The sequence below is a fragment of the Leucobacter holotrichiae genome, assembly GCF_055791005.1.
In genome coordinates, this window is record NZ_JBVUAC010000001.1 from 244,175 (window position 1) to 265,234 (window position 21,060).

20 protein-coding genes and 1 tRNA gene are annotated in these 21,060 nt (G+C 69.7%); 6 read left to right on the forward strand and 15 right to left on the reverse strand.

Features of this window, described 5'->3' with window-relative positions; translation table 11 throughout:
* Window positions 1–20 precede the first annotated feature (20 nt).
* From AC0KXF_RS01160 to AC0KXF_RS01175, 4 genes are all read left to right on the forward strand, one after another.
* Window positions 21–1,025: a beta-ketoacyl-ACP synthase III gene (locus tag AC0KXF_RS01160; protein WP_473107455.1), complete on the forward strand. Its 1,005-nt coding sequence runs from the start codon at window positions 21–23 to the stop codon at window positions 1,023–1,025.
* A gap of 74 nt (window positions 1,026–1,099) precedes the next feature.
* The gene (locus AC0KXF_RS01165; RefSeq protein ID WP_024356007.1) at window positions 1,100–1,348 is read left to right on the forward strand and encodes an acyl carrier protein; all 249 of its coding nucleotides are present in this window, start codon (window positions 1,100–1,102) and stop codon (window positions 1,346–1,348) included.
* 91 nt (window positions 1,349–1,439) lie between these two features.
* Entirely contained in the window at window positions 1,440–2,678 is a 1,239-nt protein-coding gene (locus tag AC0KXF_RS01170; protein WP_473107456.1) for a beta-ketoacyl-[acyl-carrier-protein] synthase family protein, read from the forward strand.
* 62 nt (window positions 2,679–2,740) lie between these two features.
* On the forward strand, window positions 2,741–3,520 hold the full coding sequence (locus tag AC0KXF_RS01175) for a glutamine amidotransferase (protein ID WP_473107457.1): 780 nt from the start codon (window positions 2,741–2,743) through the stop codon (window positions 3,518–3,520).
* A gap of 154 nt (window positions 3,521–3,674) precedes the next feature.
* Here the strand turns inward: AC0KXF_RS01175 and AC0KXF_RS01180 are convergent, their stop codons facing one another.
* The 3 genes from AC0KXF_RS01180 to AC0KXF_RS01190 all read right to left on the reverse strand — a co-directional run bounded on the left by AC0KXF_RS01180 (window position 3,675) and on the right by AC0KXF_RS01190 (window position 6,249).
* Window positions 3,675–4,163 carry a Dps family protein gene (locus AC0KXF_RS01180; RefSeq protein WP_473107458.1) on the reverse strand — a complete coding sequence of 163 codons (489 nt, stop codon included), beginning with the start codon at window positions 4,161–4,163 and terminating at the stop codon, window positions 3,675–3,677.
* 171 nt (window positions 4,164–4,334) lie between these two features.
* Window positions 4,335–5,063 (reverse strand): hydrogen peroxide-dependent heme synthase, encoded by a 729-nt coding sequence (hemQ, locus tag AC0KXF_RS01185; protein WP_473107459.1) that lies wholly within the window; start codon window positions 5,061–5,063, stop codon window positions 4,335–4,337.
* A gap of 58 nt (window positions 5,064–5,121) precedes the next feature.
* Window positions 5,122–6,249, reverse strand: coding sequence for a ferrochelatase (locus AC0KXF_RS01190; protein ID WP_473107460.1), 1,128 nt, complete (start codon window positions 6,247–6,249; stop codon window positions 5,122–5,124).
* A 146-nt stretch (window positions 6,250–6,395) separates the two neighbouring features.
* On the opposite strand from AC0KXF_RS01190, the gene AC0KXF_RS01195 reads away from it, so the two are divergent.
* Window positions 6,396–6,469 (forward strand) — tRNA-Ile (locus AC0KXF_RS01195).
* 18 nt (window positions 6,470–6,487) lie between these two features.
* Here AC0KXF_RS01195 and AC0KXF_RS01200 read toward each other — a convergent pair.
* Together AC0KXF_RS01200 and AC0KXF_RS01205 are read right to left on the reverse strand one after the other, a co-directional pair.
* Window positions 6,488–7,264 (reverse strand): FadR/GntR family transcriptional regulator, encoded by a 777-nt coding sequence (locus AC0KXF_RS01200; RefSeq protein WP_473107461.1) that lies wholly within the window; start codon window positions 7,262–7,264, stop codon window positions 6,488–6,490.
* A 92-nt stretch (window positions 7,265–7,356) separates the two neighbouring features.
* Entirely contained in the window at window positions 7,357–7,914 is a 558-nt protein-coding gene (locus AC0KXF_RS01205; RefSeq protein ID WP_473107462.1) for a DUF308 domain-containing protein, read from the reverse strand.
* 82 nt (window positions 7,915–7,996) lie between these two features.
* Here AC0KXF_RS01205 and AC0KXF_RS01210 point away from each other — a divergent pair, with 82 nt between their 5' ends.
* A complete protein-coding gene (locus tag AC0KXF_RS01210; protein ID WP_473107463.1) occupies window positions 7,997–8,671 on the forward strand; it encodes a DNA-3-methyladenine glycosylase in 675 nt (224 codons plus the stop codon).
* Here the strand turns inward: AC0KXF_RS01210 and AC0KXF_RS01215 are convergent.
* The 10 genes from AC0KXF_RS01215 to carA all read right to left on the reverse strand — a co-directional run bounded on the left by AC0KXF_RS01215 (window position 8,638) and on the right by carA (window position 20,994).
* Entirely contained in the window at window positions 8,638–9,624 is a 987-nt protein-coding gene (locus AC0KXF_RS01215) for a siderophore-interacting protein (RefSeq protein ID WP_473107464.1), read from the reverse strand. The two genes, AC0KXF_RS01210 and AC0KXF_RS01215, sit on opposite strands and share 34 nt — an antisense overlap.
* A complete protein-coding gene (locus AC0KXF_RS01220) occupies window positions 9,605–10,414 on the reverse strand; it encodes an ABC transporter ATP-binding protein (RefSeq protein WP_473107881.1) in 810 nt (269 codons plus the stop codon). Before AC0KXF_RS01220 ends, AC0KXF_RS01215 begins: the two co-directional genes overlap by 20 nt.
* The gene (locus tag AC0KXF_RS01225) at window positions 10,414–11,439 is read right to left on the reverse strand and encodes a FecCD family ABC transporter permease (RefSeq protein WP_473107465.1); all 1,026 of its coding nucleotides are present in this window, start codon (window positions 11,437–11,439) and stop codon (window positions 10,414–10,416) included. Before AC0KXF_RS01225 ends, AC0KXF_RS01220 begins: the two co-directional genes overlap by 1 nt.
* Window positions 11,436–12,497: a FecCD family ABC transporter permease gene (locus AC0KXF_RS01230; protein WP_473107466.1), complete on the reverse strand. Its 1,062-nt coding sequence runs from the start codon at window positions 12,495–12,497 to the stop codon at window positions 11,436–11,438. The genes AC0KXF_RS01225 and AC0KXF_RS01230 overlap by 4 nt, the downstream gene beginning before the upstream one ends.
* Window positions 12,494–13,528 (reverse strand): iron-siderophore ABC transporter substrate-binding protein, encoded by a 1,035-nt coding sequence (locus tag AC0KXF_RS01235; protein ID WP_473107467.1) that lies wholly within the window; start codon window positions 13,526–13,528, stop codon window positions 12,494–12,496. Before AC0KXF_RS01235 ends, AC0KXF_RS01230 begins: the two co-directional genes overlap by 4 nt.
* Window positions 13,529–13,703: 175 nt before the next feature.
* Window positions 13,704–14,681 (reverse strand): DMT family transporter, encoded by a 978-nt coding sequence (locus AC0KXF_RS01240; protein WP_473107468.1) that lies wholly within the window; start codon window positions 14,679–14,681, stop codon window positions 13,704–13,706.
* A complete protein-coding gene (gmk, locus tag AC0KXF_RS01245; RefSeq protein ID WP_473107469.1) occupies window positions 14,681–15,589 on the reverse strand; it encodes a guanylate kinase in 909 nt (302 codons plus the stop codon). The genes AC0KXF_RS01240 and gmk overlap by 1 nt, the downstream gene beginning before the upstream one ends.
* Window positions 15,590–15,617: 28 nt before the next feature.
* Window positions 15,618–16,484, reverse strand: a complete 867-nt coding sequence (gene pyrF, locus AC0KXF_RS01250) for an orotidine-5'-phosphate decarboxylase (protein ID WP_473107470.1) — start codon at window positions 16,482–16,484, stop codon at window positions 15,618–15,620.
* Complete coding sequence (carB, locus tag AC0KXF_RS01255; RefSeq protein WP_473107471.1) at window positions 16,481–19,783, reverse strand: carbamoyl-phosphate synthase large subunit; 3,303 nt, start codon at window positions 19,781–19,783, stop codon at window positions 16,481–16,483. Before carB ends, pyrF begins: the two co-directional genes overlap by 4 nt.
* Window positions 19,783–20,994: a glutamine-hydrolyzing carbamoyl-phosphate synthase small subunit gene (carA, locus tag AC0KXF_RS01260; RefSeq protein ID WP_473107882.1), complete on the reverse strand. Its 1,212-nt coding sequence runs from the start codon at window positions 20,992–20,994 to the stop codon at window positions 19,783–19,785. Before carA ends, carB begins: the two co-directional genes overlap by 1 nt.
* Between the last annotated feature and the right edge of the window lie 66 nt (window positions 20,995–21,060).

Here is a 21,060-nt window from a genome sequence, read left to right on the forward strand (position 1 = left end):
GACCGAAAGGACTCACGCACATGGCATCACTCGTGCAGCCGACCGGTCCCGCTCATACGCGGGTCCTCTCCATCGGCGCGGCCAGGGGCGATCGAGACGTTCCGAACGCCGATGTGATCGAGCCGATCGACTCGTCGGATGAGTGGATCCGCCAGCGCACCGGCATCGTGCAGCGGCGGTACGCCGGCCAGGATCGGGGCGCGGTCGATCTCGCGGTCGAGGCGGCGGAGGAGGCGATCGCGCGCTCCGGTCTCGATCGCTCCGAGATCGACGGTGTGATCATCTCCACCATCTCGAACGTCGCGGTCACTCCTTCTATGGCCTCGCTGGCGGCCTACCGCCTCGGCCTCACGCCCGCGGCGGCATTCGATATCTCCGCCGCGTGCGCCGGTTACGTCTACGGCGTCGCCCAGGCGGATGCGCTCGTGCGCTCGGGCACCTGCAAGAACGTACTGGTGATCGGAGCGGAGAAGCTCTCCGAGCTCATCGATCCGACGGATCGCAGCATCTCCTTCCTGCTCGCCGACGGCGCAGGGGCCGTCGTGGTGGGGCCCAGCGACCACCCGGGCATCGGACCGACCGTCTGGGGCTCCGACGGCGAGAAATGGGACACGATCCGCATGACCTCGACCTTCGAGGCGTACCGCAACGATCCGGGCGAGGTCCCCTGGCCGACTCTGCGCCAGGACGGTCAGACCGTGTTCCGCTGGGCCGTCTGGGAGATGAAGAAGGTCGCGCAGCGCACCCTCGAGGTCTCGGGCGTCGAGCCGGGCGACCTCGCCGCGTTCATCCCCCACCAGGCCAACATGCGCATCGTCGACGAGTTCGCGAAGCAGCTCAAGCTTCCCGAGTCGGTCGTCATCGCTCGCGACATCGAGACTCAGGGCAACACGTCCGCGGCTTCGATCCCGCTCGCCGCGCACGCGCTCCTCGAAGAGCATCCCGAGCTCTCGGGCGGCCTCGCGCTCACGATCGGCTTCGGCGCGGGCCTGGTCTACGGCGCTCAGATCATCGAGCTGCCGTAGTGCGTCGGCCTTCCCCCGACGCCCTCCACACGTACACTTCCTACTACCCCACCCATATCAAGGAGAAACACACCATGGCATTCAGCAACGAAGAGGTCCTCGCAGGTCTTGCCGAGATCATCAACGACGAGACGGGGATCGCGGCCGACGTCGTCGCCCTCGACAAGTCGTTCACCGATGACCTCGACATCGACTCGATCTCGATGATGACCATCGTCGTCAACGCCGAGGAGAAGTTCGATGTGAAGATCCCCGATGAAGAGGTCAAGAACCTGAAGACCGTCGGCGACGCCGTCGATTTCATCGCCAAGGCTCAGGCCTAAGGCTTACGGAACGGGGCCGGGTTCCGACCCGGCCCCTCCGTCCTAATCTTTCCCCACGTTCGTTCCACACCAGATCGCGGAGCACGCAAGCATGAGCAAGAAGATCGTCGTCACCGGTATCGGCGCCTCCTCCCCCATCGGCGGGACCGCGCCCGAGAGCTGGCAGGCCCTCCTCGCCGGAGAGTCGGGTATCCACACGCTCGACAACGACTGGGCCGAGCAGTACGGCCTTGCCGTGAACTTCGCGGGCACGGCGAAGGTCGACCCGGCCGAGGTGCTGGAGCGCCCGGTGGCCAAGCGTCTCGACCCCTCCAGCCGCTTCGCGCTGGTCGCCGCCTTGGAGGCCTGGGCGGACGCGGGTGAGCCCGAGGTGCCCTCGGAGCGTCTCGGCGTCGACTGGGCCACCGGCATCGGCGGCCTCTGGACTCTGCTCGACGCGTGGGACACACTCCAGGAGAAGGGACCGCGCCGCGTGATGCCGCTCACGGTCCCGATGCTCATGCCCAACGCCCCCGCTGCCGCGGTCTCCATGCGTCTGGAGGCCCGTGCCTTCGCGCGCACCGTGGCCTCCGCGTGCGCCTCGAGCACCGAGTCGATCGCAAACGCGTATGAGCATCTGCAGCTCGGCCTCGCCGACGTGGTCATCGCGGGCGGCGCCGAGGCCGCGATCCACCCGATCACGCTCGCCGCGTTCAACTCGGCGCAGGCGCTCTCGAAGCGCGTCGATTCGCCTGAGACGGCATCGCGTCCCTACAACACCGATCGCGATGGTTTCGTGATGGGCGAGGGTGCGGCGGCGCTCGTACTCGAGACGGAGGAGCACGCGCTCGCCCGCGGCGCAAAGATCTACGCCGAGGTGGCCGGCGGAGGCGTCACGGCCGATTCGTACCACATCACCGCCAACGACCCCGAGGGCAAGGGCGCCGCTCGCGCCGTCGAGCTCGCCCTCTCGCAGGCGGGTGCCGCCCCCGACGAGGTCACCCACATCAACGCACACGCGACATCGACGCCGGTCGGCGACATCGCCGAGTACACCGCCCTGCATCGTGTGTTCGGCGACCGCGTCAAGGAGATCCCGGTCTCGGCCACGAAGGCGGCGACGGGGCACCTGCTCGGCGGCACGGGCGCCCTCGAGGCGCTCTTCACGGTGCTCGCCGTGCACCACCGCATCGCTCCCCCGACGATCAACCTCGTGAACCAGGATCCCGAGATCCCGCTCTCGGCGTCGGTCGAGGCGCAGCCGCTCGGCGACGGCGCGCAGCTGGCCATCTCGAACTCCTTCGGTTTCGGGGGGCACAACGCCGTCGTCGCCATCCGCTCGTACGAGTGATCCGGTCGTAATACTTCGCTACGCGACCGCGGGAACGGCTTCATGGCGCTACGGTAGTAGTCATGAAGCCGTTCCTGCTCATCACGACCCGTGGCGAAGACGATGTCGCGGCTGACGAGCACGCGGCGTACTGCCGGCTGACGGGGTTGCTCCCCGAAGAGCTCGCGTGGCGGCGGATCGACCGCGCGCCGCTCGGGCCGGTCGAATTCGGGTGCTATTCGGGCATCATCCTCGCGGGCAGTCCGTTCACGGTGAGCGAGCCCGTCGAGCGCAAGTCCGAGACCGAACTGCGCGTCGAGCGGGAGCTCGCCGAACTGCTCGACGAGGTCGTGCGCGCTGATTTCCCCTTTCTCGGCGTCTGCTACGGCATCGGCACGATCGGAGCCCATCAGGGCGCGCGGGTGGATCGCACCTACGGCGAGAGCTCGCAGGCGGTGCGGATCAGTCTCACGCCCGCCGGTGCGCTCGACCCGCTGTTCTACCAGCTTCCGGCCGAGTTCGACGCCTTCGTGGGGCACAAGGAGGCGATCTCCGAGGTGCCCTCGAGCATCGTCGTGCTCGCGAGCTCGCAGACCTGCCCGGTGCAGGCGTTTCGGGTGGGCCGCAACGTCTACGCCACGCAGTTCCACCCCGAGCTCGATACGGCGTCGTTCGCCTCACGGGTGCGGGCATACGCCGACCACGGCTATTTCCTCCCGACCGAGATCGACTCGATCCTCGAGGGGGTCGAGCGCGCCGACGTGCGCGCTTCGCACATGGTGCTCGGCCGCTTCGTCGAGGAGTACCTCGATTCGAGGCCGGCGCCGATCTCCGACCTGGCAGGTGTCGGAGATTCCGCCTGACACAGCTCAGTCGTATTTCCGGTGATTCGCGAGAGAGCGGATGTCAGATCCCAATACCTGCCGGTCTCATGCGAATCACTGGAGTTCTGGTCGGACGAGCCAGGGCCGCGCCTCTCGAAGCGAGAGACGCGGCCCTTCGAAGCAGAGGCGCGTATCAGTCGGCGTAGTGCGAGAAGAGGAACCAGCGATCCTTGTCGAGCTGCTGCGCGAACGCGATCGCGACATCCTGACTGACGGGGTCGATCTCCTCGAGCCCCTTCACCGCAGCGTAGATCGTCTCGAGCGTCGCATCGAGCTGCGCCACGACCTCGCGCACGGTCACGTCGGATTGCTGGAAGCCGACGGTCATCTCGGGAGTGGTGGTCTGGGCCGCGACGGTGCCGATGCGGGCGTCGACCGGAAGCCCCAGGGCGACCATCCGCTCGGCCGTGGTATCGGAGGCCTCCTGCGCGTGCGCGACGACCTCGTCGAGGAACTCGTGCACCCCCATGAAGTTGCTGCCGCGCACGTGCCAGTGCGCCTGCTTGGCGTTCACCGCGAGTGCGATCAGATCATGCAGCACGGGGGTCAGGTACTGCGCGACCCCGGAGAGGCGGCTGAATTCGCCCTGCGCTGCGATCGGCTGCTGTTCAAGAGTAGTCATACTGAACCTCCATCTGGTCTGCCGGGGAGCAGGTCTCCGCTCGGTACATCCCCAACGATACGCCGATCCGCTCGATCCGCAAGCAAGAGAAGGCTTGCCTAAAAGCGCTCCCAACGGGGGTTTTGCGTCCGAGCGGCACTCGTATCCGTGACCGGGTTGGACGCGCTCGGCCTAGGAGACGACGCGGGCGAGGAGTTCGCCCGGCTCGCGACGAGGGCCGGTGAAGAACGGGGTCTCCTCGATCACGTGGCGCCGTGCACCGGTCGCGCGCAGCTCGCGCATGAGATCGACGATGCGGGTGAGCTCGTCGGCCTCGAAGGCGAGCAACCATTCGTAGTCGCCGAGCGCGAACGCGGCGACGGTGTTCGCGAGCACATCGCCGTAGTCGCGCGCGGCGGCGCCGTGCTCGCGGAGCAGCTCCCGGCGCTCGGCGTCGGGCAGGAGGTACCATTCGCGCCCGCGCACGAACGGATAGACGCAGACGTACCCGCGAGGAGCGTCGCCCGCGAGGAACGCCGGCACGTGGCCCCGGTTGAACTCGGCGGCGCGGTGCACGCCGATCGACGACCAGACGGGCGCGAGGCGGCCGCCGGCCCACTCGAGCACCGTTCGATATGCTTCCTGCAGGGCCTCAGCGGTCGGTGCGTGCCACCACACGAGGATGTCGGCGTCGGCCCGGTAGCCTGCGAGGTCGTACCAGCCGCGCGTCGTGAGCCCGTCGATGGAATCGAGCTCGGCCAGCAGGCCTCGGACGATCCCGCTCCAGGCCGCCGAGATGCCGACCGTCGGCGTGGCGCGCTCGACGCGGAAGACCGCGTACATGGTGTAGTTGATGTCGGCGTTGATCGCCTCGGCGACGGCGGAGTGATCGACGGTCGGGCGGGATGATTCGGTGCTCATGGGTCCTCGTGTTCGTGCTGTTCGTGATCGGGTGCGGCCGGGATCGTTCTCGCGACCGTCAGTCCTCGTTGCCGGCGATCACCGGGATGCCGGTGACCTCGCCGTGGCGCATGCGGCAGCTACCGGCGGGAGCGTTGTCGGGAAGCGCGGGCAGAGATCCGGTGGTGCGAGCCTCGACCCGCTCGCCGCGCTCGCGCGCGGCCCGCTCGAGCACCATGTCGACGAGGCCCGAGACGAACTCGCGACGCACGCCGACGGTGTCTGCGCGCACGGCGGCGACCCCGTGCTCAGCGGCGGTCTCGAGTGCCTCGACGTCGAGGTCGAAGGCGACCTCCATGTGATCCGAGATGAAGCCGATAGGCGCGATCACGATCTTGCCGACGCCCTGCTCGGCCAGCGACTCGATGTGGTCGTTGATGTCGGGCTCGAGCCAGGGGGTGCGCGGGTCGCCCGAGCGCGAGCAGTAGGCGAGCGACGAGGTGATCTCGGCCCCGTAGCGCTGGGCGAGCGCCGCGTCGATGGTGGCCCGGACGTCCTCGTGCTGCTCGCGGTACCCCGGGCCGGTCACCGCCGAGGCGTCCTGCATCGTGTCGGGTATCGAGTGCGTGACGTAGACGATGTGCGCTCCGTCGAGCCCTCCCTCGAGACCGGAGGCCGCCTCCTCGATCGCGTGACGGTTCGCGTCGACGAAGCCGGGGTCGTTGAAGAAGGGGCGCAGCACGTCGATCTCGGGCGCATCGCCGCCGAGCTCGGCGATGGCCGCGGCGAGGTGCTCGCGATACTGACGGCTGCCCGAGTAGGAGGCGTAGGCGCTCGTGACGATGGTCAGAATGCGGCGCGCGCCGAACGCGGAGGCGTCGCGCAGGGTGTCGACGGTGTAGGGGTGCCAGTTGCGGTTGCCCCAGACCACGGGGAGGGAGATGCCGCGACGCTGGAGCTCATCGCGGAGTGCCGCGACCAGCGCGAGGTTCTGCTCGTTGATGGGGCTGCGTCCGTCGAAGCGGTGGTAGTGCTCTCCCACCTCGGCGAGACGCTCCTCGGGGATGTTCTTGCCCCGCGTCACGTTGCGCAGGAACGGGATGACGTCTTCGGTGCCGTTCGGGCCCCCGAAGGAGCACAGTAGCAGCGCGTCGTAGGGCAGCGGGTCGGTGAGCGGGGATGCAGCGGACTGAACGTTCTCGGTCATGAATTGCACCGTATCATCAGGTTGCCTGTAGATCTGATGTATAAGGTCTGATCTGTTGAATTCTCGCCGCGCCGCGGGCTCCGCGAACGGTGTTCGCCCCGCGTGGCGCGGGAGCCCCTCGCCCCGTAAGATGGAACGGTTGCCAGGGGGCAGTAGCTCAGTCGGTTAGAGCAGCGGACTCATAATCCGTCGGTCGCGGGTTCAAGCCCCGCCTGCCCTACAGAGACGCCGCAGTGCGTCACGCCTCGAGCTGATCGGGGTCGTAGCCGGCGTCGATCAGTGAGGTGGCGCGCTCCGTCTGCCCGTTGAAGTCGAGCATGTCGGTGCGCAAGCCGAGGTCGCGATCGACGTGCAGCGCCATGGAATGAGCGGCGTCGCGCACGTCGCGCGCGGCGATAGCGTCGAGCACGGCGCCGTGGTCGCGGTGCATGGTCTCGAGCGTGGTGCCGAGGATCACGCGGCCCTCGGTACTCGCGCCCTCCAGCACCGACATCACACCGAGGTACAGGTCGAGCAGCAGTTTGCTGCCGCTCGCCTCGACGACCAGACGGTGGAAAGAATCGGGCGCTGTGCTGCGGTTGCAGGTGTCGAGTGAGTCGGGGGCGGCCCCGGCCTCGAGTCCCTCGTGCACGCGGCGGTGCGCCTCCCGCAACTGGGCGAGCTGCTCCTCGGTGCGGTGCACGGCCGCGTGCTGCGCGGCCTCGATCTCGAGCGATCGCCGGTAGACGAGCACCTCCTCGAGGTCGTGATCGGCGAGGAACTCCGAGAGGATGGAGCTGACGGGCGTGCGGGATCGCACGAAGGTGCCCACGCCGGGAACGGTCTCGAGCATGCCGAATGCAGCGAGAGATCGCACGGCCTCGCGCACGGTGGAGCGGCCCACCCCGATGAGCTCGACGAGCTCGGGCTCCTTCGGGATCAGATCGCCGACGGGCCACTCCCCGCTCGATATCCTGCCGCGCAGGAAGTCGAGCGTATCGCGCGCTTTCTGCGAACCGCGGGTGGTGCTTGGCATGTGGCGACCTCGTGATCGGGGGTGAACAGCGTCAACTATATCGGGCCTCACCGCCGGGTCCAGGGTCGGGCGCGCGGCATTCGCCGTGCTCCTCACATGACGATGGTGGTCGCAGAGGGCCGGGTGCGGCGCAGCCGGTTCGCGGTCCAGATGATGAGCGAGCCCAGCAGCACGAGGCAGATCCCTCCGATCACGGCCACGACGGCGAGGGCGAGCCCCGGCCAGGCGAGGGCGACGATCCCGCCGACGAGCACGAGCACTCCCGGCACGAGCAGGGCCGGGCTGCGGCCGGCGAACCTGGCTCCGATCGCGATCCACAGCACGCCGAAGACCACGAGGCCGACGCCCACGAACGCCACGATCGCGCTGACCGTGAAATCGGAGAAGACGATCGCGAGCACGCCCGCTCCGATCAGTACGATTCCGCCGACGAGGGCCGCGGATGAGCCGCCGGCCCGCGTGAGCAGCGCGAGTCCATTCGCGATGAGCGCGGATCCGAAGAGCACCACCAGCAACCAGCTCGCCGCGAAGAAGGGCCAGACCAGGAATCCGACGCCGACAGCGGCGACGAGCGCTCCGGCCAGGAGCAGCGGCCACCACGGGAGGCGGCGGTTGCCCGCGGCGGCGTAGACGACGGGTTGCTGACTCACGATCGACCTCCTCGGCGCCCCCTCGCGCGTGTCGGGGCGCTGCCTCCAGGGTACGGTACGACGCCTGCGAGAAGATGGAGGGATGGATCGTGAGCTCTTCCTCTCCCCCGCCCTCGAGGTCGCCCCGCGGCTGCTCGGCACCGCGCTGAGCGTGACCGGCGATGACGGTACGGGCGGGATCGGCACGGTGACGATCCGCGTGACCGAGGTCGAGGCCTACCACGGCGTCGGCACCCCCGGGCCGTACGACCCCGGTTCGCACTCGAAGGATCGCCGCACCGCGCGCAACGCATCGATGTTCGGGCCGCCCGGCCACGCCTACGTCTACTTCAGCTACGGCATGCACTTCGCGCTGAACCTCGTGTGCTCGCCCGAGGGCACCGCTTCCGGGGTGCTGATCCGGGCCGGCGAGGTCGTAGCGGGTCACGCGATCGCGCAGCGGCGACGCGCTGCGAAACGAGGCGGGGCCCCGGTGCCCGAGCGCATGCTGGCGCGAGGCCCGGGGAACGTCGCGGCGGCGCTCGGGATCGCTCGCGAGACGCACGACGGGCTCGACCTCTTCGCCGCGCCGTTCGCGCTCGAGACCCCGGCTGCTGAGCCCGATGAGATCGCGAGCGGGCCGCGCGTGGGGGTGGCCGGCGAGGCCGGCGGCGATGCCTTTCCCTGGCGCTTCTGGATCCCGGGCGAGGGGACGGTGTCCGCGTTCCGTCCGGGACGCGGGGCTCAGCCCTTCATCGCGACGCCGCGGCGCCAGTAGCCCATGAACGCGACCTGGGAGCGGGCGATCCCGAGCTCGCGCACGAGGTGGCGCCGCAGAGTCGTCACCACGCCGCTCTCCCCCGCGATCCAGTAGTAGCGCTCGTGGTGGTCGGTCCCGGCCTCGATCGCCTCGCCGGAGCCCGAGTACTGCGGGGTCTCCCAGAGCAACTGCTCCACGCCGATCTCCGCCGTGACCGGTCCGGTGTCCCCTCCGCGGTCGTCCGGCCGGATCGCGCCCCGGCCGTGCTCTTCCAGGTGCGCGAGCACCTCGGGGATCAGCGAGGCGCCGTGCAGGGCGCCTCCCCGCGGCAGCCACCGCACTTCGAAGCCCGAGGGTGCGTCGATCGCGAGCCGATCCTCGCGCAGGGGCACCTCGATGAAGGCGATGCCGCGCGCGTCGGAGGGAAGCTCCTCGAGGATCCTCGCGATCGCCGGAGCCGCGGTTTCGTCGCCCGCGAGCAGCATGTTGGCCGCGTCCCCGGGCGCGAACTCGATCCCGCCGCCGTCGAGACGGCCCCGACGGGGCGCGACGACGAGCAACTCATCGCCGACGCGCGCGGCGCTCGCCCAGAGCGAGGCCGGCCCCGTCGCGCCGGGCTCGAGGTGCAGCACGAAGTCGACCACGAGCCGCGTTTCGCCGTCATCGCCGACGCGCAGGTCCCGGATCGAGTAGGTCCGCATCGAACCGCGGGACTCCTCGGGCACGGCGAGCCACGCCGCGTACCAGTCGGCATCGTCGGTGAGGCGAGGGAGCTGCCCCGAGGCGGGCGGGAAGATCAGTTTGATGCGCTGGTCGAGCGTGCGATGCGGATTGCCCGCGCCGCGCAACTCGTCGCCCGCGAACGTCACCCGGATGAAGCTCGGCGAGATCCGCACCACCTCCTCGGCCTGTGCACGCACCACCGTGAAGGGCGTCTGCTCGGTCTGCTGCTCACACTGCGTTGTCGACATGATGCCTTCCGATCGGGATGACGAGTGGGGTGCCGCTGACGGGATCCGCGATCACCTGGCAGTCGAGCGCGAAGACGTCGCGCACGACCGGCGGCTCGAGCACCCGCGCCGGGGGCCCGGCGGCTCGCACGGCCCCGTCGCGCATCGCGACGAGCACGTCCGCGTAGCGCGCGGCGAGGTTGAGGTCGTGGAGCACCATCACGACGGTGGTGCCGCGCTCACGACCCAGTTCGCGGACCAGGTCGAGCACCTCGAGCTGATGGGTGACGTCGAGATAGGTGGTCGGCTCGTCGAGCAGCAGCACCTCGGTCTCCTGCGCCAGCGCCATCGCGATCCACACTCGCTGCCGCTGCCCGCCCGAGAGCTCGTCGACCGCGCGATCGGCGAGCTCGCTCGTGCCGGTGGCCTCGAGCGACTCTGCGACCACCTCGTAGTCGCGGGCGCTCCACCGGGCCATCGCGTGCTGATGCGGGTGCCGGCCCCGGCCGACGAGGTCGGCCACCGTGATCCCCTCCGGAGCGATGGGGTTCTGCGGCAGGAGCCCCAGCACGCGCGCGAGTTCCCTCGTCGACCGCGTATGGATGGCGCTGCCGTCGAGCAGTACCGCGCCCTCGAGCGGCTTGAGGAGGCGCGCGCAGCTGCGCAGCAGCGTCGACTTGCCGCAGCCGTTCGGCCCGACGATCGCGGTGATGCTGCCGGGCTCGAACTCCAGGTCGAGGCCGTCGAGGACTCGGCGGTCGCCGTAAGCGACGCTCAGGCGCTCGGCCGTGAGCTGGTGGGGTGAAGCGATCATGATGCGTGTCCTGTGCGGTTCATGCGGATGAGGAGAAGGATCAGGTAGGGCGCGCCCAGCACGCCCGTGACGACCCCGACGGGGTAGCGCTCGCCGAGCAGGTTCTGGCCGACCAGGTCGGCGAGCAGCACGAGCAGTGCGCCGGTGAGGCCGGCCGGCAGGAGGATCGAGGATCCCGGCCCGGCGAGCCGCGCGGCGATCGGCCCGGCCATGAACGCGACGAACATCACGGGGCCGCTTGCCGCCGTCGCGAAGGCGAGCAGGGCTACTGCGGCCACGATGAGCACCAGCCGGGTGCGTCCCACTGAGACGCCCAGCGCCGTCGCCGCGTCCGATCCGAATCTCAGCAGCTCGAGCGAACGGCTGCCGATGAGCAGCACCGGCACCAGCACGCCGCTCGCGATCGCGAGCGGCAGCAGCTGCTCCCAACCCGCGCCCGTCAGACTGCCGGTCAGCCACTGCATGGCGCGCTGGATATCCCACTCGGCCGCCCGGGCGAGCATGTACGAGGTGATGCTCTGCAGCATCGAGGCGAGGCCGATCCCGATCAGGATGAACCGCGTTCCCGCGAAGCCGCCGCGATTCGAGAGCAGGAAGATCGCGGCGGCGGTCGCCATCGCGCCGGCGAGCGCGAAGATCGAGGTCGCCGACTCGTTCAGGCCGAGCACGACGATCCCGAACACCGCGGCCGCGCCGGCCCCGGAACTGATGCCGAGGATGTCGGGCGACGCGAGCGGGTTGCCGAGCATCGTCTGGAAGGTGGCCCCCGCGATCCCGAACGCGAATCCCGTGAGCACGGCGAGCGTCGCGCGCGGCAGACGCAGCTCGCCCACCGCGAAGGCGGCTCCGGGCACGGGGTCGCCGAGCACCGCAGGAATCACCTCGTCGAGGCCGTAGAAGGTGCGGCCCACCATGAGCATCACGGCGAACGCGATCAGCACCGAGCCGGCCAGCGCCGCCACGGCCGTCCAGCGGCGGCGGGACCGGCGGTGCCGACCCGCAGCGATCAGTGCGGTGCTCACAGCTCCCTCACCCGCTGGCGACGGACGATCCAGATGAGGAAGGGGGCGCCGAGGAACGCGGTGACCACACCGACCTCGAGCTCCTCGGGGCGCGCGAGCACCCGGCCGACGACATCGGCCGCGAGCAGCAGCGCCGCGCCCGCGAGGGCCGAGCACGGGATCAGCCAGCGGTGATCCGGCCCCATGACGCTGCGGCACAGGTGCGGCACGAGGAGGCCGACGAAGCCGATCGGGCCGGCCACGGCGGTCGCGGCCCCGCAGAGCACCACCGCGCCGCATGCCGCGAGCGCGCGGGTGCGCAGCACGTGCTCCCCCAGGCCGGTCGCGAGGGAGTCGCCGAGCGCGAGGGAGTTCATGCCTCGCGCCGTCCACGCGCAGATGAGCGCTCCGATCGCGAAGAAGGGCAGTGCCACCGCGATACTCTCCCAGCTCGCGCCGCCGACGCTGCCGACGCGCCAGAACTGGAAGGTGCGCAGCAGATCGACGCGGGGCAGCATGATCGCGTTCGTGAGGGAGATGAATGCCGCGGCGCTCGCGGCGCCGGCGAGCGCGAGCTTGTACGGGGTGGCGCCGCCGCTGCCGAGGGAACCGACAGTGTACACGAAGAGCGCGGCGAGCGTCGCGCCCCCGATGGCCACGCCCATGAGGGCGAACGGTCGGTGCATGCCGAGAAAGCTGATGCTCGCCACCACGGCGAGCGCGGCCCCGCTCGACACGCCCATGATGCCGGGCTCGGCGAGCGGGTTGCGGGTCACGGCCTGCATCGCGGTGCCCGCGACGGCGAGGGCCGCCCCCACGAGCGCCGCGAGCACGGTGCGCGGCAGCCGCTTCAGCACTGCGCTCTCACCGACCGTGTCCGACGAGCCCTGCAGCGCTCCCAGGATGTCGCCTGCACTGACGTCGCGGGCGCCGATCGCGACCGAGGCCGCCCCGAGCAGCACCACGAGCGCGACGAGCAGGAGCATCCACGCGCTGCGCCGGGCCGTGCCCCGGCGCAGGATCCCGACGAGCGCCGGTGCGGTCGGGGCCGCGGTGCGAGTGGCCGTCGTCGGGCTCACTCCGCGCGCTGCCCCGCTGCCGCGTCGGCGAGCAGCGAGAAGTAGTCGTCGATGCCCCAGCCGATCGAGAGCGGCGAGGGGTTGGCCGACGCCGCGAGCGGTGTGGCGTCCTCGAGAATCGCGATCCGGCCCTCCTCGATCGCCGGGATCTTCGAGAGCAGCGGATCCGCCTGCAGCTGCTTCACGAACTCGCCCTCGGCATCGCCGTAGGTGACGAACACGTCCACGTCGGCGAAACGGTCCGCAACGTCCGAGCTGAGCTCGACGTAGAACTCGTCGGTCTTCGCGCTCTCGTCCTCGACGATCTCCGGCTGCGGGAGCCCGAGGTCGGCGAGGAAGCCCGGGCGGGTGTCGTGCACCGTGTAGAAGCCGATCTTGGAGAGGTCGGAGGGGTTGAGGTAGGCGAAGAGCACCTTCTTGCCGTCGAGCCCGGGGTGGGCGGCGAGCGAGGCCTCGACCTGCGAGTGGAGATCGTCGATGAGGGCCTCGCCCTCCTGCTGCAGGCCCATGGCGGTCGCGTCGAGCTCGATCATATCGTCGAGCGAGGTGCCCCACGGCGTGTCCGGGTAGGCGACCACGGGAGCGATCTTCGAGAGCGTGTCGTACTCCTCCTCCGTAAGGCCGGAGTAGGCGGCGAGGATCACATCGGGCTCGGTGTCGGCAACGGCCTCGAAGTCGATGCCGTCCGTTTCGTCGAAGAGCACGGGCGCCTCGGCGTCCAGTTCTTCGAGCTTGTCCTCCACCCAGGGCAGGACGCCGTCGCCGTCGTCATCGCCCCAGGTGGCCTTGCTCATGCCCACGGGCACCACTCCGAGTGCGAGCGGCACCTCGTGATTCGCCCAGGCGACCGTGGCGACGCGCTCGGGCTTCTCCGTGATGGTAGTGGTGCCGTAGACGTGCTCGATCTCGATCGGGAACCCCTCGCTCGAGGACGGGCCCCCGCCTTGCTCGGCCCCTCCCGAGGAACAGGCGGCGAGTGCGGCGGTGAGCGAGATCGCGGCTGCGCCGCTGAGGAGTCGTGAGACGCGCAAGAGCGTTTCCTTCCGGATGACGATCGGGCGAGCGCCCGAGGCGCGGTCTGCCCGCGCCACATCACATGATGGTTAGGCGAACCTAATTTTGTCAAGTATTAGGAATCACCCAAGTGTCCCCGAGGTATCGACTGGGGGCTTTCACCGTGCGGAACTCGGTGTGAGCGCGGGTTTGCTAGCGGGTGCCGGTGTTCTCGGCGTCGGTGTCTTCGGCGCGCTCCGGAGCCCCGTCGAGCGCGGAATGCCCCGATTGCGGGTGGAACTTGGCGAGGCCGATCACACCCACCACCGCCATCGCTCCCGAGCCAACGAAGACGAGCGACGCCCAGACGGGGGCATTCGCGGCCTCGTGCAGCACGATGATGCCGATGAGCACGGCCACGATCGGATCGATCACGGTGAGTCCCGCGACGACGAGATCGGGAGGGCCTGAGGAGTAGGCGTTCTGCACGAACACCATGCCGAGGAGCGCGCCGACGACGAGCGCAGCGACGCACAGCCAGGTGAGAGTCTCGAACTCCCCCTGCTGCAGTCGCCCGATCACGGCCTTCGCGAAGGTCGCGACGAAGCCGTAGAGCACGCCGGCGCCCACGATGTAGAGCAGCGCCACCCGATGGTGTCGCAGCAGCACGAAGGAGGACAGCGCAAGCGCGAGCACCACGGCGAAGGTGATGAGGATCGTGGTGAGCTTCGCGTCGGTCACCGGGCGGTCGGTCGCCGTGAACGCGGCGATGCTCACGAAGACGACGATCCCGAGCACGGCGAGGGCGACCGAGAGTCGTACCCGCTTGCCGAGCCGCACACCGCTCATGCGCGAGTTGAGGATCGAGGTGATCACGAGGCCGACTACGCCGATCGGCTGCACGATGATGATCGGAGAGAGCGCGAGCGAGCCGATCTGGAAGGCGACGGCGAGTCCGAGCAGCAGGGTGCCCGTGACCCAGGAGGGGCGCCTGACCAGCCCGAGCACGTGGCGCAGCGACAGTCCCGAGCCGGCGCTCGCACCGACGATGCGCTCGACCTTGTTGAGGCCGCGCGACTGGTACTGCGCACCGAAGGCGAGCAGCGCCGCGCCGATCAGCGCGAGCGGGATGCCGAAGAACTGCTTGGGATCGAGTGAGGCGACCTCGTCGATCGCTTCGAGCAGCTGCACTACGCCTCGCCGCGCATGAGTTCGACAAGCCTCGCGGCGGCTCGCGGCACCTCATCGTTCACGATGATCTCATCGAATTCCTCGGCAGCGGCCAGCTCCACCTTCGCGGTCTCGAGACGGCGGGCGCGCTCCTCCTCGTTCTCCGTACCCCTTCCTACGAGGCGGTCCACGAGTTCCTCCCAGCTCGGCGGTGCGAGGAAGACCAGTCGCGCCTCGGGCATGCTGGCGCGCACCTGGCGAGCCCCCTGCAGGTCGATCTCGAGCAGCATGAGCTCGCCGCGCTCGGACGCCTCGAGCACCGGCCCGCGCGGGGTGCCGTAGCGATGCTTGTTGTGTACGGTCGCCCACTCGAGCAGCTCGTCGGAAGCGAGCATCCGGTCGAAGCCCTCGTCGTCGACGAAGAAGTAGTGCCTACCGTGCTCCTCGCCGGGGCGCGGGGCGCGGGTCGTGGCGGAGACCGAGAGCCGCACCTCGGGGTAGTGCTCGCGAATGTAGGTGGCGACCGTACCCTTGCCGACCGCGGTCGGACCGGCGAGCACCGTGAGCGGCGGACGCTCTGAGGAGACGCCCGTGCGTTCGCGTACGAAACGCTCGAGGCGCTCGCGCTGCAGCGCTCCGAGGCCGCCGAGGCGCTTGCGCTCCGAGATCCCGAGATCCTCGCGTGCACGATCGGCCTTTACCGCGCCTATCGCGGGGAACGAGAGCAGGAAGTCGGTGATCCGCAGTGAGGCCTCCGTGCTGCCGGGAGCTCGGGAGTGCTCGAGCACGCGCAGCGGGGAGACCTCCCCGCTGCGGAGTCTGCGCTTGAGCTCGGCGCGCGCTCTTCGAGCCGCGATGGCTGCGCGGTTGGCGGCCACCCGGTCGACCTCGGGCATGGTGCGCCCCTGCGAGTTCCCGTTCGTGCTCATGATCCTGCTTCCTCTCCCCCGGACAAGCCTAACCGTGCGAACCCGCGAGCGCAGAGGCGATCGCTTCTGCGCGCTGACGCACGCGTTCGGAGAGGCCGTCGACTCCGCCCGCGAGGATGCTGCGCGACTCGTTCGCGAGGAGGGCGTGACCGATGCCGCCGAAGATCTCGGCGGCCTGCTCGATGCGCGCCCCCTGGTGGCCGAAGCCGGGTGCGAGCACGGGCAGCGCGGGTCCGGCCGCGGGCCGCGCGGTATCGATGCCGAAATCGGCGAGGTCGAGCGTCGCGCCCAGCACGACGCCCACGGATCCCACCCCATCCGGCGAGAACTCGGTATTGAACGCCTGCGCGTCGTCGATCATCGCGCTGGCCACAGTGCGGCCGTCGGCGCGCGCCGCGCGCTGCACCTCGCGCGCTTCGGGGTTGGAGGTGGCCGCGAGCACGAAAAGCCCCTTGCCGTTCTCGCGCACGTGGGTGAGCGCCCCCGAGAGGCTGTCGAAGCCCTGATACGCTGCAGCGGTCATCGCATCGGCCTCGAGCGGGGATCCGGGCGAGAGCCAGGCATCGGCGTACGCGCCGAAGCTCGACCCGATGTCGCCCCGCTTCACATCTGCCACCACGAGCAGCTCGGCCTCGCGCGCGTCGGCGAGCACGCGCTCGAGCGCCGCATACCCCGCGGCACCGAACCGCTCGAAGAACGCGATCTGCGGTTTCACGCAGGCCGCGACGCCCGCGGCCGCCGCGACGACCTCCCGGCCCATCCGCTCGGCGCCCGCCGCGTCGTCACCGAGCCCCCAGTCCGCGAGCAGCGGCGCGTGGGGGTCGATGCCGGCGCACAGGTGCCGGCCCGCGGCGAACTCCGCCGCGAGCCTGGCACCGAAGGAGATGCCGCTCATCGCGCCGCTGCCGCCTCGGCGAGGGCGGCGTTGCGGTCCGCCTGGTACTCCTGCAGCGACTTCACGTCGAAGCCGACCTTCTGGGCGGAGATCGCACCGACCGCGGCCGAGAGCTCAGACACGGTGGTGAAGATCGGCTTGTCGGCGGCGACGGCCGCGGCGCGGATCTCGTAGCCGTCGGCGCGCGCCGAGCTGCCGGACGGCGTGTTGATGATCATGTCGATCTCGCCGCGGTTGATGAGGTCGACGATGGTGTCGCCCTCGGCGTGGGCGCTGTGCTTGCGCGCTACCTCGGAGGAGATGCCGTTGCGGGCGAGCACGACCTGCGTGCCCTGGGTCGCGAGGATCCGGTAGCCCAGCTCCTGCAGCCGCAGCGCGGGCAGCACCACGGAGCGCTTGTCGCGATCCGCCACCGACAGGAACACCGTGCCCGAGGTCGGCAGCTCGCTGCCCGCCGCAGACTGGCTCTTCGCGAACGCGGTCGGGAAATCGCGGTCCATGCCCATGACCTCGCCCGTCGAGCGCATCTCGGGGCCGAGCAGCGAATCGACGACGAGGCCGTCGTTCGTGCGGAAGCGCTTGAACGGCAGCACCGCCTCCTTGACCGCGATCGGCGCGTCGATGGGGGCGCGCGAGCCGTCGCGCTCGGGCAGGAAGCCGGAGTCGATCAGCTGCTGGATCGTCTCGCCGGCCATGATGCGCGATGCGGCCTTCGCGAGCGGGATGCCGAGCGCCTTCGACACGAACGGCACCGTGCGCGAGGCGCGCGGATTCGCCTCGAGTACGTACAGCACACCCTGCCCGATCGCGAACTGCACGTTGAGCAGGCCCCGGACACCGATGCCCTCGGCGATGCCGAGCGTCGCCTCGCGCACCCGGGCGATCTGGTCGTGGCCGAGCGTGACGGGCGGCAGCGTGCAGCTGGAGTCGCCCGAGTGCACGCCCGCCTCCTCGATGTGCTCCATCACGCCGCCCACGTACAGCTGCTCGCCGTCGTAGAGGGCATCGACGTCGATCTCGATCGCGTCGTCGAGGAAGCGGTCGACGAGCAGCGGGTGGCCGGGGCCGACGAGGGCGTGACCCTCGATGCGCTCGAAGTAGCCGCGCAGCGAGGCGGTGTCGTAGACGATCTCCATGCCCCGCCCGCCGAGCACGAAGGAGGGGCGCACGAGCACCGGGTAGCCGATCTCCTCGGCGACGCGGATCGCGCCCTCCTCGTCGATCGCGGTGCCGTTGCGCGGGGCGAGCAGGCCGGCCCGCTCGAGGATGCCCGAGAACGCGCCGCGCTCCTCGGCGAGGTCGATGGCCTCGGGAGTGGTGCCGAGGATCGGGATCCCGGCGTCCTTGAGCGGCTGCGCGAGACCGAGCGCGGTCTGGCCGCCGAGCTGCACCACGACGCCCAGGAGCTCGCCCGATGCCTGCTCGGCGTGGATGACCTCGAGCACGTCCTCGAGGGTGAGCGGCTCGAAGTAGAGACGGTCGCTCGTGTCGTAGTCGGTAGAGACCGTCTCGGGGTTGCAGTTGATCATGATCGTCTCGTAACCGGCCTCGCTCAGCGCGAAGGAGGCGTGCACGCACGAGTAGTCGAACTCGACGCCCTGACCGATGCGGTTGGGGCCGGAGCCGAGGATCACGACCTTCTTGCGCTCGGAGGCCGCGACCTCGGTCTCGAGGTCGTACGACGAGTAGTGGTAGGGCGTGAGCGCCGGGAACTCGCCCGCGCAGGTGTCGACGGTCTTGTAGACCGGACGCAGGCCGAGGCCGTGGCGGAGCCCGCGGATCTCGCTCTCGCTCACCCCGCGGATGGCGGCGATCTGCGCGTCGCTGAAGCCGTGGTCCTTCGCCTCGCGCAGCACGTCGAGCGTGAGCTGCGGCGCCTCCTTCACGACCTCCGCGACCTCGTTGATCAGCGCGATCTGGTCGAGGAACCAGGGGTCGATCGAGGTGGCCTCGAAGACCTGCTCGATCGTCGCGCCGAGGCGCAGCGCCTGCTGCACGTCGACGATGCGGCCGTCGGTGGGGCGCTTGATGGTCTCGAGGATCTCCGAGACGGGACGCGTCTCCTCGCCCCAGTGGAAGGAGGTGCCGCGCTTCTCGAGCGAGCGCAGCGACTTCTGCAGCGCCGTCGTGAAGTTGCGGCCGATCGCCATCGCCTCGCCGACCGACTTCATGGTCGTGGTGAGGGTGTCGTCGGCGGCAGGGAACTTCTCGAACGCGAAGCGGGGCGCCTTCACCACGACGTAGTCGATCGTGGGCTCGAAGCTCGCGGGCGTCTTCTGCGTGATGTCGTTCGGGATCTCGTCGAGGCGGTAGCCCAGGGCGAGCTTGGCGGCGATCTTCGCGATCGGGAAGCCGGTCGCCTTCGAGGCGAGCGCCGAGGAGCGCGACACGCGGGGGTTCATCTCGATGACGATGACGCGCCCGGTCTCGGGGTCGACCGCGTACTGGATGTTGCAGCCGCCGGTGTCGACGCCGACGCGCCGGATGATGTCGATGCCGATGTCGCGCAGCTTCTGGAACTCGCGGTCGGTGAGGGTGAGCGCGGGGGCCACGGTGATGGAGTCACCGGTGTGCACGCCCACCGCGTCGACGTTCTCGATCGAGCAGACCACGACCGTGTTGTCGGCGGTGTCGCGCATGAGCTCGAGCTCGTACTCCTTCCACCCGAGGATCGACTCCTCGAGCAGCACCTCGCTGGTGGGGCTGTAGTGCAGACCGTCGCCCGCGATCCGCACCAGGTCCTCCTCGGTGTAGGCGAAGCCGGAGCCGAGACCGCCCATCGTGAAGGAGGGGCGCACCACGAGGGGGTAGCCGAGATCCTTCGCGAACTCCTTGGCCTCTTCGAGCGTGTGGGCGATGTGCGAGCGCGCCACGTCGGCGCCCGACTCGATCACCAGCTCCTTGAAGATCTGGCGGTCCTCGCCGCGCTGGATCGCATCGACCTTCGCGCCGATGAGCTCGACGCCGTGCTTCTCGAGGATGCCGAGCTCGTGCAGTGAGATCGCGGCGTTGAGCGCGGTCTGGCCGCCGAGCGTCGGCAGGATCGCGTCGGGCTTCTCCTTGACGATGATCGACTCGATCACCTCGGGGGTGATCGGCTCGACGTAGGTCGCATCTGCGAAGTCGGGGTCGGTCATGATCGTCGCCGGGTTCGAGTTGACGAGGATCACCCGCACGCCCTCCTCGCGCAGCACGCGGCAGGCCTGGGTGCCGGAGTAGTCGAACTCGCAGGCCTGGCCGATCACGATCGGGCCGGAGCCGATGACGAGGACGGAGTTGATGTCTGAACGCTTGGGCATTAGTGGGTCTCCTCCGCGCCGCTGACTGAGCTGGTCGAAGTCGAGGCGCGGTCCTTGACGAGCTGACGGAATCGATCGAAGAGGTAGAACGCGTCGTGCGGGCCTGCCGCGGCCTCGGGGTGGTACTGCACCGAGAACGCGGGGATGTCGAGGCACTCGAGCCCCTCGACGACCTGGTCGTTGAGGCTGTAGTGGCTCACCTGCACGCGGCCGAAGCCCTCGGGAGCGTCGAGCACGCCCTCGATGGGCGCGTCGACGGCGAAGCCGTGGTTCTGGGCGGTGATCTCGACGCGGCCGGTGCGCTTGTCGAGCACGGGCTGGTTGATGCCGCGGTGGCCGAAGGGCAGCTTGTAGGTGCCGAAGCCGAGCGCCCGGCCGAGCAGCTGGTTGCCGAAGCAGATGCCGAAGTACGGCATGCCGTCGCGCAGCAGCTCGCGCAGCAGTACGACCTGCTCGCCGGAGGCGGCGGGGTCGCCCGGACCGTTCGAGTAGAACAGCGCGTCAGGGGCGATGGCGCGCACCTCATCGAGCGAGGTCGAGGCAGGCAGCACGATCACGTCGAAGCCGTGCTCCGAGAGGTACTGCACGGTGGCGCGCTTGATGCCGAGATCGAGCACCGCGATCGAGCCCACGCGCTCCACGCCGTCCGCTGCGGGCACGTCGTAGCGGACGGCGGTCGACACCTCGTCCGACAGGTTGCGCCCGGCCATCTCGGCCTGCTCGCGCACAAGCGCGAGCTGCTCGGCGTCGGAGAGGCCCAGGTCGGAGCCGGAGAAGATACCGGCGCGCATGGCCCCCGCGGAGCGGATGTGCCTCGTGACGGCGCGGGTATCGATGCCCGAGACACCCACGACGCCGTCATTCACCAGGTCCTCGTCGAGCGAGCGCTCGGCGCGGAAGTTCGAGACGCGGCGCGCGGGGTCGCGCACCACGAAGCCAGACACCCAGATCTTGCGGGACTCCATGTCGGTGTCGTTCGCGCCGGTGTTGCCGATGTGCGGGGCGGTCATGAGCACGATCTGACCCGCGTATGAGGGATCGGTGAGCGTCTCCTGGTAACCCGTCATGCCGGTCGAGAAGACGACCTCGCCGAGTGTGCGGCCGGTGGCGCCGTAGGCGCGTCCGGAATAGCGCGTGCCATCCTCCAGCACGAGCACCGCGCCGCCCTCGGGGCGTGCGGAGGCCGGTGGAACGGTCACTCCGGTTTCGATCGAATTCGTGGTCACGAGTCCTCCTGGGTCGTGTGCGGTCTGTTCATTGTCTCGGGCACCTCTGAC

Bases quoted from the DNA above. Each gene is read 5' to 3' on its own strand.
- AC0KXF_RS01160 (WP_473107455.1), top strand. From the start codon at position 21: ATGGCATCACTCGTGCAGCCGACCGGTCCCGCTCATACGCGGGTCCTC.
- AC0KXF_RS01215 (WP_473107464.1), bottom strand. From the start codon at position 9,624: ATGTCGACAACGCAGTGTGAGCAGCAGACCGAGCAGACGCCCTTCACG.
- AC0KXF_RS01210 (WP_473107463.1), top strand. From the start codon at position 7,997: ATGGATCGTGAGCTCTTCCTCTCCCCCGCCCTCGAGGTCGCCCCGCGG.
- carB (WP_473107471.1), bottom strand. From the start codon at position 19,783: ATGCCCAAGCGTTCAGACATCAACTCCGTCCTCGTCATCGGCTCCGGC.
- AC0KXF_RS01190 (WP_473107460.1), bottom strand. From the start codon at position 6,249: ATGACCGAGAACGTTCAGTCCGCTGCATCCCCGCTCACCGACCCGCTG.
- AC0KXF_RS01165 (WP_024356007.1), top strand. From the start codon at position 1,100: ATGGCATTCAGCAACGAAGAGGTCCTCGCAGGTCTTGCCGAGATCATC.
- gmk (WP_473107469.1), bottom strand. From the start codon at position 15,589: ATGAGCACGAACGGGAACTCGCAGGGGCGCACCATGCCCGAGGTCGAC.
- pyrF (WP_473107470.1), bottom strand. From the start codon at position 16,484: ATGAGCGGCATCTCCTTCGGTGCCAGGCTCGCGGCGGAGTTCGCCGCG.
- AC0KXF_RS01200 (WP_473107461.1), bottom strand. From the start codon at position 7,264: ATGCCAAGCACCACCCGCGGTTCGCAGAAAGCGCGCGATACGCTCGAC.
- AC0KXF_RS01175 (WP_473107457.1), top strand. From the start codon at position 2,741: ATGAAGCCGTTCCTGCTCATCACGACCCGTGGCGAAGACGATGTCGCG.
- AC0KXF_RS01180 (WP_473107458.1), bottom strand. From the start codon at position 4,163: ATGACTACTCTTGAACAGCAGCCGATCGCAGCGCAGGGCGAATTCAGC.
- AC0KXF_RS01170 (WP_473107456.1), top strand. From the start codon at position 1,440: ATGAGCAAGAAGATCGTCGTCACCGGTATCGGCGCCTCCTCCCCCATC.
- hemQ (WP_473107459.1), bottom strand. From the start codon at position 5,063: ATGAGCACCGAATCATCCCGCCCGACCGTCGATCACTCCGCCGTCGCC.